This is a genomic window from Bradyrhizobium sp. SZCCHNR1051, assembly GCF_032489615.1.
Classification (GTDB): domain Bacteria; phylum Pseudomonadota; class Alphaproteobacteria; order Rhizobiales; family Xanthobacteraceae; genus Bradyrhizobium.
On record NZ_JAUEYJ010000028.1, the window covers coordinates 48333 to 66205 of the forward strand.

General features: G+C 65.2%; 14 protein-coding genes. 8 read left to right on the forward strand and 6 right to left on the reverse strand.

The window, feature by feature from the left end; all coding sequences use genetic code 11:
- Nucleotides 1-81 precede the first annotated feature (81 nt).
- On the forward strand, nucleotides 82-1356 hold the full coding sequence (locus tag QW868_RS29330) for an acyl-CoA dehydrogenase family protein (RefSeq protein WP_316232153.1): 1275 nt from the start codon (nucleotides 82-84) through the stop codon (nucleotides 1354-1356).
- Between the two features lie 181 nt (nucleotides 1357-1537).
- Here the strand turns inward: QW868_RS29330 and QW868_RS29335 are convergent, their stop codons facing one another.
- Entirely contained in the window at nucleotides 1538-3118 is a 1581-nt protein-coding gene (locus tag QW868_RS29335; RefSeq protein ID WP_316232154.1) for a fatty acid--CoA ligase, read from the reverse strand.
- A 132-nt stretch (nucleotides 3119-3250) separates the two neighbouring features.
- Nucleotides 3251-4126: an SDR family oxidoreductase gene (locus tag QW868_RS29340; protein WP_006613814.1), complete on the reverse strand. Its 876-nt coding sequence runs from the start codon at nucleotides 4124-4126 to the stop codon at nucleotides 3251-3253.
- 102 nt (nucleotides 4127-4228) lie between these two features.
- On the opposite strand from QW868_RS29340, the gene QW868_RS29345 reads away from it, so the two are divergent.
- The 3 genes from QW868_RS29345 (at nucleotide 4229) to ppc (ending at nucleotide 9682) form a co-directional block, all read left to right on the forward strand.
- A complete protein-coding gene (locus tag QW868_RS29345; RefSeq protein WP_316176654.1) occupies nucleotides 4229-5038 on the forward strand; it encodes a crotonase/enoyl-CoA hydratase family protein in 810 nt (269 codons plus the stop codon).
- A gap of 177 nt (nucleotides 5039-5215) precedes the next feature.
- Entirely contained in the window at nucleotides 5216-6760 is a 1545-nt protein-coding gene (locus QW868_RS29350) for an acyl-CoA synthetase (RefSeq protein WP_316176653.1), read from the forward strand.
- A 138-nt stretch (nucleotides 6761-6898) separates the two neighbouring features.
- The gene (ppc, locus tag QW868_RS29355) at nucleotides 6899-9682 is read left to right on the forward strand and encodes a phosphoenolpyruvate carboxylase (protein WP_316232155.1); all 2784 of its coding nucleotides are present in this window, start codon (nucleotides 6899-6901) and stop codon (nucleotides 9680-9682) included.
- A 933-nt stretch (nucleotides 9683-10615) separates the two neighbouring features.
- On the opposite strand, the gene QW868_RS29360 is transcribed toward ppc, so the two are convergent.
- The 4 genes from QW868_RS29360 to QW868_RS29375 all read right to left on the reverse strand — a co-directional run bounded on the left by QW868_RS29360 (nucleotide 10616) and on the right by QW868_RS29375 (nucleotide 14437).
- A complete protein-coding gene (locus QW868_RS29360; protein WP_315798094.1) occupies nucleotides 10616-11731 on the reverse strand; it encodes an SMP-30/gluconolactonase/LRE family protein in 1116 nt (371 codons plus the stop codon).
- Between the two features lie 125 nt (nucleotides 11732-11856).
- Nucleotides 11857-12771: an SDR family oxidoreductase gene (locus QW868_RS29365; protein WP_315737265.1), complete on the reverse strand. Its 915-nt coding sequence runs from the start codon at nucleotides 12769-12771 to the stop codon at nucleotides 11857-11859.
- 108 nt (nucleotides 12772-12879) lie between these two features.
- Nucleotides 12880-14019 (reverse strand): thiolase C-terminal domain-containing protein, encoded by a 1140-nt coding sequence (locus tag QW868_RS29370; RefSeq protein WP_315798093.1) that lies wholly within the window; start codon nucleotides 14017-14019, stop codon nucleotides 12880-12882.
- 4 nt (nucleotides 14020-14023) lie between these two features.
- The gene (locus tag QW868_RS29375) at nucleotides 14024-14437 is read right to left on the reverse strand and encodes a Zn-ribbon domain-containing OB-fold protein (protein ID WP_315737267.1); all 414 of its coding nucleotides are present in this window, start codon (nucleotides 14435-14437) and stop codon (nucleotides 14024-14026) included.
- A 190-nt stretch (nucleotides 14438-14627) separates the two neighbouring features.
- On the opposite strand from QW868_RS29375, the gene QW868_RS29380 reads away from it, so the two are divergent.
- From QW868_RS29380 to alkB, 4 genes are all read left to right on the forward strand, one after another.
- Entirely contained in the window at nucleotides 14628-14954 is a 327-nt protein-coding gene (locus QW868_RS29380) for a hypothetical protein (protein WP_315779644.1), read from the forward strand.
- Between the two features lie 6 nt (nucleotides 14955-14960).
- Entirely contained in the window at nucleotides 14961-16313 is a 1353-nt protein-coding gene (locus QW868_RS29385) for an amidase (RefSeq protein ID WP_316232156.1), read from the forward strand.
- A gap of 93 nt (nucleotides 16314-16406) precedes the next feature.
- Complete coding sequence (locus tag QW868_RS29390) at nucleotides 16407-17147, forward strand: 2OG-Fe(II) oxygenase (RefSeq protein WP_316232157.1); 741 nt, start codon at nucleotides 16407-16409, stop codon at nucleotides 17145-17147.
- A gap of 5 nt (nucleotides 17148-17152) precedes the next feature.
- Nucleotides 17153-17806: a DNA oxidative demethylase AlkB gene (alkB, locus tag QW868_RS29395; RefSeq protein WP_316232158.1), complete on the forward strand. Its 654-nt coding sequence runs from the start codon at nucleotides 17153-17155 to the stop codon at nucleotides 17804-17806.
- The last annotated feature ends 67 nt before the right edge of the window (nucleotides 17807-17873 follow it).

Consider the following 17873-nt stretch of genomic DNA (forward strand, 5'->3'; position numbering starts at 1 on the left):
CGCTGCGCGCCACAAGCACGCGACGGGAGGTCGCGCCGACCAGGATCAACAACAACAACGAAACACACTGGGAGACACGCCGTGGATTTTTCCTTGCCGAAGGAATTGGTCGCCTATCTCGACGAGCTCGATCGCTTCATCGCCGCCGAGATCAAGCCGCTGGAGCAGGCCGACGACAACATCCGCTTCTTCGATCATCGCCGCGAATGGGCGCGCACCGATTTCGAGAATGGCGGCCTGCCGCGGCATGAATGGGAGCAACTGCTGCGCAAGGCCAAGGATCGTGCCGATGCGGCCGGCCATCTGCGCTTTGCAATTCCGAAGCGCTATGGCGGCAAGGACGGGTCCAACCTCTGGATGGCCGTGATCCGCGAGCATTTCGCCTCCAAGGGCCTCGGCCTGCACAACGACCTGCAGAACGAGCACTCGATCGTCGGCAATCTGCCGATCGTCACCATGCTCGACCGGTACGGCCGCGACGACCAGAAGGCGATGATCGACGGCTCGATCACCGGCAAGTACCGCATCACGTTCGGTCTCACCGAGCCGCATCACGGCTCGGACGCGACCCACATGGAAACCAAGGCCGTTCCGGCCACCCGCGACAACATCAAGGGCTGGCTGATCAACGGCGAGAAGATGTGGACGACGGGCATGCACGTCGCCACCCACTGTGCACTGTTCGCGCGCACCTCGGGCAATGATGGTGACGCGCGCGGCATCACCTGCTTTCTGGTGCCGGCCAAGACCGAGGGTGTGAAGGTCGAGGAGTATCTCTGGACCTTCAACATGCCGACCGATCATCCGCGCGTCAGCTTCACCGACGTGTTCGTGCCGGAGGATGCGCAGTTCGGCGAGGTCGGGCGCGGCCTGTCGCTGGCGCAATGCTTCGTCCACGAGAACCGCATCCGGCAGGCGGCGAGCTCGCTCGGCGCGGCCGTCTACTGCATCAATGAGAGTGTGAATTACGCGCGTGAGCGCAGACCGTTCGGCAAGGCGCTGGCCGAGAACCAGGCGATTCAGTGGCCGCTGGTCGAGCTGGCGACCCAGGCCGAGATGCTGCGGCTGCTGATCCGCAGGACGGCCTGGGAGATGGACCAGCTCACCCAGGCCCAGGTCGAGCACACACTCTCGGACAAGGTCTCGATGTGCAACTACTGGGCTAACCGTCTGTGCTGCGAGGCGGCCGACCGCGCCATACAGGTCCATGGCGGCATGGGCTATTCGCGCCACAAGCCGTTCGAGCACATCTACCGCCACCACCGCCGCTACCGCATCACCGAGGGCAGCGAGGAGATCCAGATGCGGAAGGTCGCCGGCTTCCTGTTCGGCTACATGGGGGTGAACAAGCGGTGACACGCTGTTGAGCGGCAGGGCCCTGTCGCAAGCGCAATTGATGCAATCGAGCGTCGTCTCCGGAGCCCTGGATTGCTTCGGCGCAAGGCGCCTCGCAATGACGGCGGAGAGGGAGCGCGCACTCTCTCCACGGCGTCATCGCGAGCGCAAGCGAAGCGATCCAGGATGGCGGTGCGTGCACTCAATTGACCTGCCGATCCTTGCCCGCCCAATAGGGGTCGCGCAGATTCCGCCGCAGGATCTTGCCTGAAGGATTGCGCGGCAGGGCGTCGAGGAAGTCGACGCTCTTCGGCGTCTTGAAGCCGGCGATGCGGGTGCGGGTGAAATTGATGATGTCGGTCTCGGTGGCGCGCTTGCCGGGCTTCATCACGACGATCGCCTTGACGGCCTCGCCCCATTTGTCGTCGGGAATCCCGATCACCGCGGCCTCGGCGACATCGGGATGATCGCAGATCGCGCTCTCGACCTCGGCCGGATAGATGTTCTCGCCGCCGGAGATGATCATGTCCTTGATGCGGTCGTGAATGTAGACGTAGCCGTCCTCATCCATGTAGCCGGCATCACCCGTGCGCAGCCAGCCGTCCTTGCCAAGCGTGCGCGCGGTCGCCTCCGGCAGGTTCCAGTAGCCGGTCATGTTGGAGCCCGAGCGCGTCGCGATCTCGCCGACCTGCCGCGGCGGCAGCGAATTGCCGAGGGGATCGATGATCGCGACCTCAACGCCGGGCAACGGCTTGCCGGCGGAGCGCATGCGCTCCAGTCCCTCGACATGGTCCTCGGGCGGCAGCGCGATGATGGTGCCGGTGGTCTCGGTCATGCCATACATCTGCACGAAGCCGCATTTGAACACGTCGATGCATTCCTTGAGCAGCGCGGCCGGGATTGGCGAGGCGCCGTAGAGCATGTATTTCAGGCGGGAGAAATCGACCTGCCGCGCGCGCGGCTGCCGCACCACGAACTGCATCGCCGCCGGCACCATGAACAGCTTGGTGATGCCGGACTGCTCGAAGAAGTCGAGGATCCTGGTCGGATCGAACTCACGGGCGATCACGCCGCGGGCGCCGTGATAGAGGCTCATCAGGCCCCAGCCGGAGCCGCCGATGTGGAAGATCGGCATCGCGATCAGCGAGACGTCGTCGGTCGACCATTTGTTCCAGTCCGGTTTCTCCTCGGGATTGCCGGTGTTGACGAGGTTGAGGAAGTTGGCGTGCGACAGCATCGCGCCTTTCGGCTTGCCGGTGGTGCCGGAGGTGTAGAGCTGCAGCGCGATGTCCTGCGGCGTGATCGGAACGCCCGGATCATCCGCGCTCTGCGCGTCGCGCCAAGCCGTGTAGTCCTGCCATTCCGGCGCGCCGCCCTCGGTGGTGATGATGTGCCGCACGCTCGGGATCTGGTCGCGGATGTTGCGGATCATCGTAGTGAATTCCGGTCCGACGAACAGTGCAGGGGCCTTGCAGTCCTCGACGATGAAGGCGACCTCGGGACCGGCGAGGCGCCAGTTCACCGGCGCCATGACGACGTTGGCCTTCATGGCGCCGACGAGCAGCTCAAAATAGATGTCGCTGTTCTTGCCGAAATAGGCGATCCGCTCGTGCGGCTTGACGCCAAGCGCCTTCAGCGCGTTGGCGACCTGGTTGGTCTTGCGGTCGAACGCGGCGAAGCTGGTGATGCGCCCCTCGAACTCATAGGCGGTGGCGGAGCCCAGCGTTTGCGCTCTGTCGCGCACGACGTCGACGAGCGTCGACGATGCCGTCGAGACGGACATGTTTCCCCTCCGATTGCGTCTTGTTCTTTGTTTGATGTCTTGTCGTGGTCCTCGCCCCGGATCGCGCCGGAGCAAGCATCTCTCGATCAGTCTACAGGGCGCACGTCGCCGATCAACCGGGCGATTCGGCCGTCAGCTCGTGCGCGTCGCGCGGTCCTTCTCGTTCTGCGCCTTGATCGACTCCTTGGCCTTGGTCCAGTCGTCGTCGCTCCAGTCGCGCAACTGATAGAAGTTGCCGCCCATCGCCAGCGCCTGGGCGCCGTCCATCGCGATGGTCTCGCCGTTGATCCAGTTGCAGCCGCCGGAGATCAGGAACACCGCGAGGTTCTGCAGCTCCTCCATGGTGCCGACGCGACCCATCGGGTTCATCGCCTTGGTCCGCGCGCCGGCCTCGTCGCCGGGCTTGATGCGCTTGCTCATGCCTTCGGTCGGGATTTCGCCGGGCGCGATGGTGTTGAGGCGGATGCCATAGCGGCCCCATTCGGTCGCAAGCGACATCGTCATGGCGTGGATCGCCGACTTGCTCATCGCCGATGGCACCACATAGGGCGAGCCGTTGCGCACCCACGTCACCGTGATCGACACGACGTTGCCCGGCTGCTTCGCAGCGATCCAGCGCTTGCCGACGGCATGCGTCACGTAGAACGTGCCGTGCATCACGATGTTGGCGACGGCATCGAAGCCGCGCGGGCTCAATTCCTCGGTGCGGGAGATGAAGTTGCCGGCCGCGTTGTTGATGAGATCGGTGAGACCGCCTTCCTGGAAGATGGCCTCGATCATTTCCTCCACCGCCATGGCATTGCGGATGTCGACGCCATGGCTGGTCACGCGGCCGCCGTAGAGGTCCATCAGTTCGGTCGCGGTCTCGTCGCAGACGATTTTCCGCCGGCCGCAAATATGCACCTCGGCGCCGAGCTGCAGGAAGCGTGCTGCCATCGCTTTGCCAAGGCCCGTGCCGCCGCCGGTCACCAGAATGCGTCGACCTTCGAGGAGATTGTCCTTGAACATGGGAGTTTCCGCCTGACATGTTGTGAGTTAATTGGTCGATTGACTAAATCGCTCCGACAGCCTTCTGTAAAGTCACAAAGACATCCGTAGGGAGACCGCTCGATGGACAACCGCCTCGCGATCGAGATCAAGGACGGCGTCGCCGACGTTCGCCTGGTTCGCGCCGACAAGATGAATGCGTTGGACATGGAGATGTTCGAGGCGCTGGTCGCGGCGACCGAGCGGCTGTCGAAGGAGAAGGGACTGCGGGCGGTGGTGCTGTCCGGCGAGGGGCGTGCCTTCTGCGCGGGCCTCGACATGGGCCGCTTCGCCGCGATGAAGGAGTCCGGCGGCAACGGCATACCCGGCGGCGAGACGCGCGACCTCACCATTCGCACCCACGGCAAGGCGAATTTCGCCCAGCAGGCTGTCTGGGGCTGGCGGCAGCTGCCGGTGCCGGTGATTGCTGCAGTGCATGGCGTCGCCTATGGCGGCGGCTTCCAGCTCGCGCTCGGCGCGGACATGCGCTACGTCGCGCCGGACACCAAGATGTCGATCATGGAGATCAAGTGGGGTCTGGTGCCCGACATGGCGGGCACGCCGATCCTGGCGACCCTGATGCGCGACGACATCCTGCGCGAGTTGACCTACACGGGCCGGGTGTTCTCGCCGGAGGAAGGCCAGTCCTACGGCCTCGTTACCCGCATCTGCGCCGATCCGCGCGCGGCTGCGCTGGAGACCGCGCGTGAGATCGCCGGCAAGAATCCGGATGCGATCCGCGCCGCCAAGCGGATGCTGAACAATCTCTCGGTCGATCCGGGGCCGGCGCTGCTCGCCGAATCGGTCGAGCAGCAGAAGCTGATCGGCAGTCCGAACCAGCTCGAATCGGTGCGCGCCAACATCGAGAAGCGCGCGCCGAGGTTTGCGGACTGAGTCCGTCATTCCGGGATGCTCCGAAGGAGCAGGCCCGGAATCTCGAGATTCTCCGGTGCGCAACTGCGCACCTGAGTTCGATGCTCCGCGCAAGACGGCTCCGCCGTTTTGTCGCGGCGCATCGCCCCGGAATGACGGCCGAAACTCAAACCGACGCCAGATCGGATAACAAAGAAAATGGAAACGTCCTCCCTGTTCTGCGGCATCATCTCCGGCGAGCGCCGGCGCAGCCACGCCGAAATCGCCGACCGCGCCGCGCGGATCGCCAGCGGCCTCGCGAAGCTCGGCGTGGGCCAGGGCGATTGCGTCTGCATTCTCATGCGCAACGACATCGCCTTCATCGAGGCCGCCTATGGCGCGATGCGGCTCGGCGCCTATGGCGTGCCGGTGAACTGGCACTTCAAACCGGAGGAGATCGACTACATCCTCAAGGACTCCGCGACCAAGGTGCTGATCGGTCACGCCGATCTGTTGCATCAGCTTCGCGGCCTGATTCCACCCGGAGGCACCGTGCTCAGCGTGCCGACGCCGCCGGAGATCCTGTCCAACTACAAGATCGGCGCGGATCTGCTCGCAACACCGGAGTTCGCGACCGACCTGGAAAGCTGGCTCATGCAACAGGGTCCTTACGAGGGGCCGCAGGTGCCGCAGCCGCAGAACATGATCTACACCTCCGGCACGACCGGTCATCCCAAGGGCGTGCGCCGCAATGCGCCGACGGTCGAGCAGGCGGCTTCGGCCGAGCGCATGCGAGCGCTGATCTACGGCTTGAAGCCGGGCTCGCGCGCGCTCTTGCCGGGGCCGCTGTATCATTCTGCCCCGAATGCGTTCGGCCTGCGTGCCGGACGTCTCGGCGGCGCGCTGGTGCTGATGCCGCGCTTCGAGCCGGAAGAATTTCTCGGCATCATCCAGACAGAGCGGATTGATACGATCTTCATGGTGCCGACCATGTTCATCCGGCTGATGAAGCTGCCGGAGGAGGTTCGCCGCCGCTACGACGTATCGTCGCTGCGCCATGTCATTCACGCTGCCGCGCCGTGCCCGGCCGACGTCAAGCGCGCGATGATCGACTGGTGGGGGCCGGTCATCTACGAGTTCTACGGCTCGACCGAATCCGGCGCCGTCACCTTCGCAACCTCGGAGGACGCGCTGAGGAAGCCAGGCACCGTCGGCAAGGTCTCGCCGGGCGCCGAGCTTCGTTTCCTCGGCGAGGACGGCCGCATCCTGCCGCAGGGCGAGGTTGGCGAGATCTATTCGCGCATCGCGGGCAATCCGGATTTTACCTATCACAACAAGCCGGAGAAGCTTGCCGAGATCGACCGCGACGGCTTCATCACCTCGGGCGATGTCGGCTACATCGATGCCGAGGGCTACGTCTTCCTGTGCGACCGCAAGCGCGACATGGTGATCTCCGGCGGCGTCAACATTTATCCGGCCGAGATCGAAGCCGTATTGCATGCCGTGCCCGGCGTGCACGATTGCGCGGTATTTGGCATTCCCGATGCCGAGTTCGGGGAAGCCCTGATGGCCGTGGTCGAGCCGCAGCCCGGCGTCGTGCTGGACACCGGCGAGATCAGACACCGGCTCAGGGCTTCGCTGGCCGACTACAAGGTGCCCAAGCACATCGAAATCCAGGACAAATTGCCTCGTGAGGATTCCGGCAAGATCTTCAAGCGGCGGCTGCGCGACCCCTATTGGGCGCAGGCAGGGCGAAAGATCTGATCGATTGGCGGCTCTCAGCGATGAGAAGACGTCACGTGAGCATTGAATAGGGCAGGCGACGCCTCTTTCTTGATCTTGCGCTGCGGTATAGATACGGCAGACTGACCCGTAAATGGGCAGCTGCTGGAGAGCGCATCCATGTCGCCGCAAACCATGACAGAGGAAATCCGTCCCAACCGCGCTGCCGAGGCGCAGGCCATGGAGGAGGATGCGCGGCTGCGGGACGATATCCGGCTGCTCGGCCGCATCCTCGGCGATACGGTCCGCGACCAGGAGGGCGCCGAATTGTTCGACCTCGTCGAGCGCATCCGCCAGACATCGGTGCGCTTCCACCGCGACGAAGACCGCCAGGCGCGGCGCGAGCTGGAGCAGATCCTCGACGGCATGACGACGGCTGAGACCGTCCGCATCGTCCGCGCCTTCAGCTATTTCTCTCACCTCGCCAACATTGCCGAGGACCAGAACAACATCCGGCGCATGCGTGCCAAGAGCGATTCCAATGGCGGGGCCGGCATGCTGGCGGCGACGCTCGCTCACGCCAAATCCGCCGGGTTCGAGGCTTCCGATCTGCGCAAGTTCTTCTCGACGGCGCTGGTCAGCCCGGTCCTGACCGCGCACCCGACAGAGGTGCGGCGCAAGAGCACGATGGATCGCGAGATGGAGATCGCGATGCTGCTCGACCGCCGCGAGCGGATGCAGCTGACGCCGGATGAGCGCGAGGCCAATGACGAGGCGCTGCGCCGCGCCGTGCTGACCTTGTGGCAGACCAATCTGCTGCGCCGGACCAAGCTGACGGTGCTCGACGAGGTCACCAACGGGCTGTCGTTCTACGACTACACGTTTCTGCGTGAGGTGCCGCGTCTGCTGTGCTCGCTCGAGGATCGGCTCAATGACGGAGGGGAGGTGGCGGGCGATCTCGCCTCGTTCCTGCGCATGGGGAGCTGGATCGGCGGCGATCGCGACGGCAATCCGTTCGTCACCGCCGAAGTGATGCGCGGAACGCTCAAGCTGCAATCCAGCCTGGCGCTGCACTACTATCTCGAGGAACTGCACCTGCTCGGCAGCGAGCTGTCCATCGCCGCGCATCTCGCCGATGTCTCCGAGGAGCTGCGTGCGCTGGCCGAGCGCTCGCCGGACACGTCGCCGCATCGTCACGGCGAGCCATATCGCCTGGCGGTGTCCGGCATCTATGCGCGCTTGGCGGCGACGGCGAAGAAGCTCGGTATCCAGATCAGCCGCCTTCCCGTGGCGGCCGTGGCGCCTTACGACAGCGTCAAGCAGATGCAGGATGATCTCGACGTGCTGCATCACTCGCTGGTCGCCAACAATGCCGAGGTGATCGCCCGCGGGCGGCTGCGGCTGCTGCGGCGTGCCGTGGATTGCTTCGGCTTCCATCTGGCCCGGCTCGACATCCGCCAGAACTCGGCGGTGCACGAGCGAACCGTCGCCGAGCTGATCGACACCGCGATGCCCGGCATGTCCTATATGGCGCTGAGCGAGGATGCGCGGGTCGGCCTGCTTGTCAGCGAGCTGCGCAACGCCAGGCCGCTGGTGTCGCAATTCGTCAAGTACAGCGATGAGACCGTCGGCGAGCTCGCGCTGTTCCGCGCCGCTGCCGAGGCGCACGCGACCTTCGGCGCCGACGTGATCCCCCAGTGCATCATCTCGATGTGCAAGGGCATGTCCGACATGCTCGAGGTGGCGCTGCTGCTCAAGGAGGTCGGCCTGATCGATCCATCGGGCCGCTGCGCCGTCAATATCGTGCCGCTGTTCGAGACCATCGAGGACCTGCAGGCCTCCAGCGCCATCATGGACCGCATGCTGGCGCTGCACGACTACCGCCGCCTGGTCGACAGCCGCGGCGCCGTGCAGGAGGTCATGCTCGGCTATTCCGACAGCAACAAGGACGGCGGCTTCGTCACCTCGGGCTGGGAGCTCTACAAGGCCGAGATCGGCCTGGTCGACATCTTCGAACGCCATGGCATTCGGCTCAGGCTGTTCCATGGCCGCGGCGGATCGGTCGGCCGCGGCGGCGGTCCGAGCTATGACGCCATCATCGCCCAGCCCGGCGGCGCTGTGAACGGCCAGATCCGGATCACCGAGCAGGGCGAGATCATCTCCAGCAAATATTCCAACGCCGAGGTCGGACGTAACAATCTGGAAATTCTCGCCGCCGCGACGCTCGAGGCCAGCCTGCTGCATCCGCGGCAGCCGGCGCCGAAGCGCGAATATCTCACTGCGATGGACCGGCTCTCGGAGCTCGCCTTCAAGGCCTATCGGGGCCTCGTCTACGAAACCGACGGCTTCGTCGAATATTTCTGGGCCTCGACGGTCATCAACGAGATCGCCACCCTCAACATCGGCAGCCGCCCGGCCTCGCGCAAGAAAACCCGCGCGATCGAGGACCTGCGTGCGATCCCCTGGGTGTTCTCCTGGGCGCAGTGCCGGCTGATGCTGCCGGGCTGGTACGGCTTCGGCAGCGCGGTCGAGACCTGGATCGCGGAAAATCCGGAGCAGGGCATGCCATTCCTGCGCGAGCTTTATCAGGAATGGCCGTTCTTCCGCATGCTGCTGTCGAACATGGACATGGTGCTCGCCAAGAGCTCGATCGCCATCGCCTCGCGCTATGCCGAGCTGGTCCCGGACGAGGCCCTGCGCGAAAAGATTTTTGGCCGCATCCGGCGCGAATGGAATCTGGTGATCGAGACGTTGCTCGATATCATGGGACAGGAGCGCTTGCTGCAGGGCAATCCGCTGCTGGAGCGCTCGGTGCGCAACCGCTTTCCGTATCTCGATCCACTCAACCACGTGCAGGTCGAGCTTCTCAAGGAGCACCGCGCGCAGAACCCGGACGAGCAGGTGCTGCGCGGGATTCAGCTGACGATCAACGGCATCTCGGCGGGGTTGAGAAATACGGGATAGCTCGGCTGTAACCACAGACTCTCTGTCGTCCCGGCGAACGCCGGGACCCATAACCCCAGGGAGTAGTTTGGGGCGAATGCGTTGTCGACCTTCGCCTATCACGGCCGCCGCGGCGTATGGGTCCCGGGTCGGCGCCACGACGCACTGCGCGCATCGTGGCTTGCCCGGGACGACAGCGGTGGTGCGACTGATTTGCGGCTCAAGCAGCAAATGACATACGATCTCGTCCTCGCGGCGTTTCGCGCCCGAGTGCATGCAGCGAACATGTCCCTCACGAGAGTGCAAGGGCGCGGGGAATGCCGGGTGAAGGCCTCACCCATGGCCCGCCTGCAGAAAAGAAAGCAGGCGGCAGTCACCACAGGTTCAGCCAAACATCCGGCATTCCCCGCGCGATGTCTTCACGCTTATACGCGATCTCCCCGGTGTGCCGGCTCGTAGACACCGTCGCCCGCGCGATGCGCTGGGCATCACCACGGACTTGACGCCTGCTTCGGGGCGCCAGGACCACGCGATTTCACGTCCGCGGCAAAGCCGTTCGTCCGCGCATCCAGGGACACGCTGCGGCTCAACCGCGGCCATCGCATCCCCGCCTCGCGTGTCGTGACGATCGCGCGCTACGCCCCTTGCATGAGGCGGGATGGCGAGAGAAGAACACGATTTCCGAAAAATAGCAAGTTCTTTATTCGTTTCAGAAGGCGAGGTGCGTCCGTTCGTCGGGGCCCGGTCTTGATTCGGACCCGGAGCCGCAGGCAGATGTGGCTGGGCGAGGAGGATCGACCATCGTGCCTCGCACGTCTCCCTGGGGTTATGGGTCCCGGATCTGCGCGCGCGTACCGCGCGCCTGTCCGGGACGGCAGTGTGAGTGTGGCCCCATCGTTGACGAGGCATCCCCGCTTTCGCAGGGACGCCTCGTAGCAAGGGCGGTTTTCCGGCCTAACAGATATGCGCGCCCTGCGTCTCCACATAGACCGCATAGAGCGATTGGCTCGCGGTCATGAACAGGCGATTGCGCTTCTTGCCGCCGAAGCAGACATTGGCGCAGATCTCCGGCAGCTTGATCTGGCCGATGCGGACGCCATCCGGCGCGAAGATGTGGACGCCGTCATAGCCTTCGCCGACCCAGCCGGCGCCGACCCAGATGTTGCCGTCGATGTCGACCCGCAGCCCGTCCGCGAAGCCCGACTTGCCGTCGAGCGTCATGTCGATGAACGCCTTCGGGTTCGCCAGCTTGTCGCCATTGACGTCGTACTGCCAGATCACGTTCTTGGCGTTCGGATAGTGCGTGATGCCGGTGTCGCAGACGTAGAGCTTCTTGTAGTCGTGGCTGAAGGCGATGCCGTTCGGCTTGAACGGCTCGTCCGCGACCTTGGTGATCGCGCCGGACTGCGCATCGACGCGGTAGACGGCTTCCTTCTGGAACGGCTGGTTGGAGCCGTTGCGGGCGTTCTGCCCTTCATACAGGTTGATCGAGCCGTAGCCGGGATCGGTGAACCAGATCGACTTGTCGCTGGGATTGACGACCATGTCGTTCGGGCCATTGAGGGGCTTGTCGTTCGCCTTCTCCGCGAGAACGGTGACCGAGCCGTTGTGCTCGAAGCGGACGAGGCGGGTCCGCTCGGCCGTGATCTGCCGTCCTTCATAATCGAAGGTATTGCCGTTCGACTCGTTCGATGGCTTGCGGAACTGCTGGGAGATGTGGCCGTCGTCGTCGAGATAGCGCAGTTGTCGGTTGTTCGGGATGTCGCTCCAGACCAGATACTGCGCCTGCGCGTTCCAGGCCGGACCTTCCGCCCACAGGCAGCCGGTGAACAGACGCTTGATCGTGGTGTTGCCAACCTTGGCCTTGAAGCGCTTCTCGTCGATCACGACGATGTCGGGATCCGGATAGCGTTGCGGCTGCGCGCCCGGTCCGAAATCGCGGGCACCGGCCGGCGAGACTGCTGCTGCCGCCGCGGCAAAGCCGGCGACGCCCTTGAGGAGCATGCGCCGGTCGAAGCCATCAGTTCCGGCCGGCGAATCCTGCGTGAGGTCGTGTCGTGCATTCGTCATCTATGTCCTCCCGACTTTTGTTGGGAGGCGACCATACGACGAAATCATGGCAACGCGCGGGTCGTTTGGACAAAAAACAACTTGAGATGGTGTGCGCTGCAAGCAGATTTTGCGCGCTGCAAATCTCAGATCGGATCCCAGCCGAACACGTCGGCGGAACGATCGAGCTTGTAGAACGACGGCTTCAGCGCCGGCATGCCATGCTCCGCAATGGTCTGCGGCGTCCAGCCTTCGCCGCGGTGCACCGAGCGCAGCGGGCGCGATTGGCTCATCAGGAAGATCTCGTTCATGCGAACGGCGAAGATCTGGCCGGTGACGTCTTTCGAGGCATCGCCGAGCAGATAGGCGACGACGGGCGCGATCTTCTCGGGCCCCATCCGCTTCATGCGTTCGACGCGCTCCTTCTCGGCCTCGGTCTCCGCCGGGATGGTGCCGATCATGCGGCTCCAGGCAAATGGCGAGACGCAATTGGAGCGCACGTTGAAGCGGCCCATGTCGAGCGCGATCGACTTCGACAGGCCGACGATGCCGAGCTTTGCCGCGGCGTAGTTGGCCTGGCCATAATTGCCGATCAGGCCTGAGGTCGAGGTGAAATGGACGAAGGAGCCGCTCTCCTGCTCGCGGAACAGCCGCGCGGCGGAGTGAGCGACATAGAACGAGCCCATCAGGTGGACCTTGATGACGGCCTCGAACGCCTCGATGCTCATCTTGTGGAAGATCATGTCGCGCAGGATGCCGGCATTGTTGACCACGCCGTCGAGCTTGCCGAAGTGGTCGGTCGCGGCCTTCACGATCTTGCTGGCCGGGATCGCTTCGGACACGCTCTCGAAATTCGCCACCGCCGTGCCGCCGCGCTTCTTGATTTCCTCGACCACTTCCTCCGCCGGCGCTGCGCTGGTGCCCGAGCCGTCGGAGGCGACGCCGGGATCGTTGACCACGACCTTGGCACCTTCGGCGGCGCACAGCAGCGCGATCTCGCGGCCGATGCCGCGGCCGGCGCCGGTGACGATGATGACTTTGTCCTGGAGCGATTTGGTCATGGGGAGGTCTCCTTGTTTTGCCCCGTCATTCCGGGCTGGTGTGCAGCACCAGACCCGGAATCTCGAGATTTCGGGTTCGCGCTTTCGCGCACCCCGGAATGACGGTGGTTATCCTTCGTTCGTGAAAATAATCGTCCCTGACGCGGCGAACATGCCGCCGACGCCGTGACACACCGAGATCTTGGCTCCGGGTACCTGCGCCGGGGCGATGCCACGCATCTGGCGCACGCTCTCCTGCAACGCATACATGCCGTACATGCCCGAATGCATGTAGGACAGGCCGCCGCCATTGGTATTGAGCGGCAGCTTGCCGCCGGGACGTGTGTGTCCGGCAGCGATGAACGGGCCGGTCTCCTCATGCGGCATGAAGCCGAGATCGCCGAGCCCGAACAGCGGCAGATGCGCGAACGCGTCGTAGATCATGAGATGGTCGACGTCGGCATGGCCGATGCCGGCCTCCTTGAAGGCGAGGGGGCCCGCGACCTTGAAGGCACGCGACGAATTGAACGTCTCCATCTGGCTGACCATCGGCGTCTCCACGCTTTCGCCGGTGCCGAGAATATAGACTGGCCTCTGCGGAAAATCCTTGGCTCGATCGGCCGAGGTCAGGATCAGCGCGCCGCCGCCATCGGTGACGAGACAGCATTGCAGCAGCCGGAACGGATAGGCGATCATGCGCGAGTTCAGCACGTCCTCGACCGTGATCGGATCCTTCATCATCGCGCGAGGATTCTTCGCGGCCCATTCGCGCTGGACGACGGCGACCATCGCCAACTGCTCATGGGTGATGCCGTAGGTCTTCATGTAGCGCAGCACGGGGATCGGGAACATGCTGGGCGGCCCTGAGATGCCGAACGGCGCCTCGAACTGGCCCTGCAGACTGTCCGGCGGAATCGAGCGCGGCAGCCTGCCGATCATCGATTTGCCGCTCTCGGCGTGGGTGATCAGCACGGTCTTGCATAGGCCGGCTTCGATCGCAGCCGCGGCGTGGCGGACATGCAGCATGAAGGAGCAGCCGCCGACCGAGGTGCCGTCGACCCAGGTCGGCGTGATGCCGAGGTAATGACAGATCTGCTGCGGCGTCTCGACCGCGGTGGCGAAGCCGTCGATGTCCGACAGCTTGAGCCCGGCATCGGCGATCGCATTCAGCGCCGCGTCCGCATGCAGCTGGATCTGCGACATCGTCGGGATGATACCGAGCTCGGTGGTCTCGGCGGCGCCGACCACGGCAACCTGGTTTCGACGCATGGCGCTATCCTTTCGCCGGCCGGAACAGGGGCAGGGTGATTTGTTCGTCGAGCGGCTCGAAAGTGACTTCGAGCGGCATGTCGAGCTCCAATGCCTCCGGTGTCTGGGGGCAGCCCGTGATGTTGCTCATCATGCGCGGGCCCTCTTCGAGCGCCACGACGGCAATGGCGTAGGGCGGCGTGAAGCCGGGCGCCGGGGGACGATGGTTGATGACGTAGCTGTAGAGCGTGCCTTTGCCCGTGGCCTTGAAGACGCTGACCTTGCGGCTGGCGCAGGCCGGACAGAACGGGCGCGGCGGGAAGTAGACGTGGGCGCAGGCGTCGCAGCGCTGCAGCCGCAATTCGCCAGCGCGGGTGCCGTCCCAGAAATGCTGCGTCTCGGGTGTCGGTTTGGGGCGTGCACGCATCGGCTCGGCCATCCCGGTTGATCCTCCCTGCGGCGGGCTCCGTCGCCCGCTCCTTTGCATCCGTGATGCGCCATTTGACGCAGACGCGTCAACGGTCCATCACGCTACGCATGCGGCCCTCCGGGAGGCGCAGAGGTGTTTGGACGGCAATTGCCGCCTGATGAAAATTGGTCTTTGATGCGGCCGCATGATCGGAGACGAGATGAAGCTGCGCGACATCGCCCATTCCAGGACCGGCGACAAAGGTGATACCTCGAACATCTCCGTCATCGCCTACGACGCCAAGGATTATCCATTGCTGCTCGCACAGGTGACGGCCGAGCGGGTCAGGGCCCACTTCGCCGGCATTGTCCGGGGCAAGGTGGTCCGCTATGAGCTGCCCAACATTGCGGCGCTGAATTTCGTGATGAGCCGGGCGCTCGGCGGCGGGGTGACCCGCTCGCTGGCGCTGGATGCGCACGGCAAGTCGCTGAGTTCCGCGCTGCTCGATATGGATATCGCGGCCGATGCCGCTGATCACACGCGATAGGACGCCATGACCGCTTCAAATCCGACCCTGGCCGCGCTGGCCGACGATCTCGCCGCTGGCCGCACCACGTCGCGCAAGCTGGTGGAGGCGTGTCTGGCCCGGATCGCCGATCCCGCCGGCGAGGGAGGGCGCGCCTTCATCCATGTCGACAAGGACGCCGCGCTGGCGGCCGCCGACGGCATGGACGCGCTGCGCAAGGCCAATGCCGCGCCGTCGCCCTTCGCCGGCATTCCGGTCTCGATCAAGGACCTGTTCGACATCAAGGGCCAAGTGACCCGCGCCGGCTCGCGCGCGCTCGACGACTCCGCGCCGGCCGAGGCCGATGCGCCTGTTGTGGCGCGGCTGCGCCGGGCCGGCTTCGTCGTGATCGGCCGCACCAACATGACCGAGTTCGCCTATTCCGGCATCGGCATCAACCCGCATTACGGCACGCCGAAGAGCGCCTGGAAGCGCGAGGTCGGTTATGTGCCCGGCGGCTCCTCGTCGGGCGCCGCCGTCTCGATCGCCGACCGCATGGCCTATGGCGCGCTGGGCACCGACACCGGCGGCTCCTGCCGCATCCCCGCCGCCTTCAACGGCATCACAGGCTTCAAGCCGACGCAGGCCCGCGTGCCGCTCGACGGCGGGGTGCCGCTGTCGTCGACGCTCGACAGTTTTGGGCCGCTCGCCAACACCGTCGCATGCTGCGCGATCCTCGACTCCGTGCTGGCCGATGAGCCGATCCGGCCGCTGGCCGCGCGACCGGTGAAGGGTCTGCGGCTCGCGGTGCCCACGACGATCGTGCTCGACGAGCTCGATGCCGAGGTCGCCGAGACCTTTGAGCGGGCGCTGCAGACGCTGGCGAAGCAGGGGGCGCTCATCGAGCGTATCGAATTCCCCGAGTTCCTCGACGTCGGCCTCATCGGCGCGAAGGGCGGCTTTGCCGCGGCCGAGAGCTACGCCTGGCACCGCTTCCTGCTGACCGCCAAGGGCGACGTCTATGATCCGCGCGTCTCCGTCCGCATCCTGCGCGGCGAGGCGATCACGGTGCCGGACTACATCGAGATGCTGAATGCCCGACGCTCGCTGGTGAAGCGGGCCGCCGCGCGGATCGCGCCCTACGACGCGCTTGTCATGCCGACCACCGCCAACACGCCGCCAAAAATCGCCGATCTCGCCGACGACGCAGCCTTCGCCCGCGAGAACATCCGCGCTTTGCGCAACTGCACCTTCATCAACATGATCGACGGCTGCGCGATCTCGCTGCCGGCGCATCGCCATGGCGAGGTCCCGGTCGGCCTGATGTTGGCGCAATCCGGCGGCAACGACCGCAAGCTGCTGGAGATCGCGGCGGGCATCGAGGGCGTGGTGCGGGGCTGAGGCGGCGGCGGGGAGCAGCGTTGTTTCTGATCGAGTTTGCTCTACCCCGGAAAACGGGTGGCGCTGGACCAGCCTGATGGCCACATTGCTTGCATGATCAAGGCACGCAAGATGACTCCATCGTCGCCCGAACCCACGCCGCGCCCCAACGCGACCGACTGGGCGATGGTGGAACGCGACCTCGATGCGCGCGGCTGCGCCGTGTTGACGCAATTGCTCTCGCCCGACGACTGCCGCGCGTTGGCGGCACTCTATCCGGACGACAGTCGCTTTCGCAGCCGGGTGGTGATGGCGCGGCACGGCTTTGGGCGCGGCGAGTACAGATATTTCAGCTATCCGCTGCCGGATCCGATCGCTCGGCTGCGGCCGCAGCTCTATGCGCATCTTGTCGCGATCGCCAATCGCTGGAACGCGACGATGGGGATCGATGTGCGATATCCCGCCGAGCACGACGATTTCCTCGCGCGCTGCCACCAGGCCGGACAGACCAGGCCAACGCCGCTCTTGCTGCAATATGTCGAGGGCGACTACAACTGCCTCCACCAGGATCTCTATGGCGAGCACGTGTTTCCGCTGCAGGTCGCGATCCTGCTGTCGGAGCCGGGGCGCGATTTCGAGGGAGGCGAGTTCGTGCTGACCGAGCAGCGGCCGCGCATGCAGTCGCGCGCCGAGGTGGTGCCGCTGCGGCAGGGCGATGCCGTGGTGTTCGCGGTCCACAATCGTCCGGTGCAGGGCACGCGCGGCAGCTACCGCGTCAACATGCGCCATGGTGTCAGCCGGCTGCGCGCCGGCCGGCGGCATACGCTGGGCGTGATCTTTCACGATGCGAAGTGAGGCGCATGACGGCGGATCTGTTCGATGGCCTCGAGTTGGCAGGACCGGCCCGCGAGCAGCTCGCGCCCGGCGCAGTGCTGCTGCGCGGCTTCGCGCGGCCGCAGGAGGCGGAGCTTATCACAGCGATCGAGACGATCGCGGCGCAGGCGCCGTTCCGCCGCATGGTGACCCCGGGCGGCCATCAGATGTCGGTGGCGATGACGAGTTGCGGCGCGTGTGGCTGGGTCACGGATCGCGCCGGCTACCGCTATGATGCTGTTGATCCGGACAGCGGCCAGCCATGGCCGGCGATGCCGCCGCTGTTTCATCAACTTGCCGAGGTCGCCGCAAGCGAGGCCGGCTTCGCAGGCTTCGCGCCCGATGCCTGCCTGATCAACCGCTATGAGCCGGGCGCCCGGATGTCGCTGCATCAGGATCGTGACGAGCGCGACGTCGGCGCGCCGATCGTCTCCGTGTCATTGGGCCTTCCCGCGACGTTCCTGTTCGGCGGGCTCAAACGCACCGACAAGACGCAGCGGTATCGGCTCGTTCATGGCGATGTCGTGGTCTGGGGCGGGCCGGCGCGGCTCGCATTTCACGGCGTTGCGCCGCTCGCCGACGGTGAGCATGCTCGGCTCGGCCGCCGGCGCATCAACCTGACCTTCCGCCGAGCGCGGTAGTCCTGGCCGGTCTGTGACCTTCCTCGTTTTGCAACGGGCATCCGTGGCTCTATGCTGCCCCCGGGAG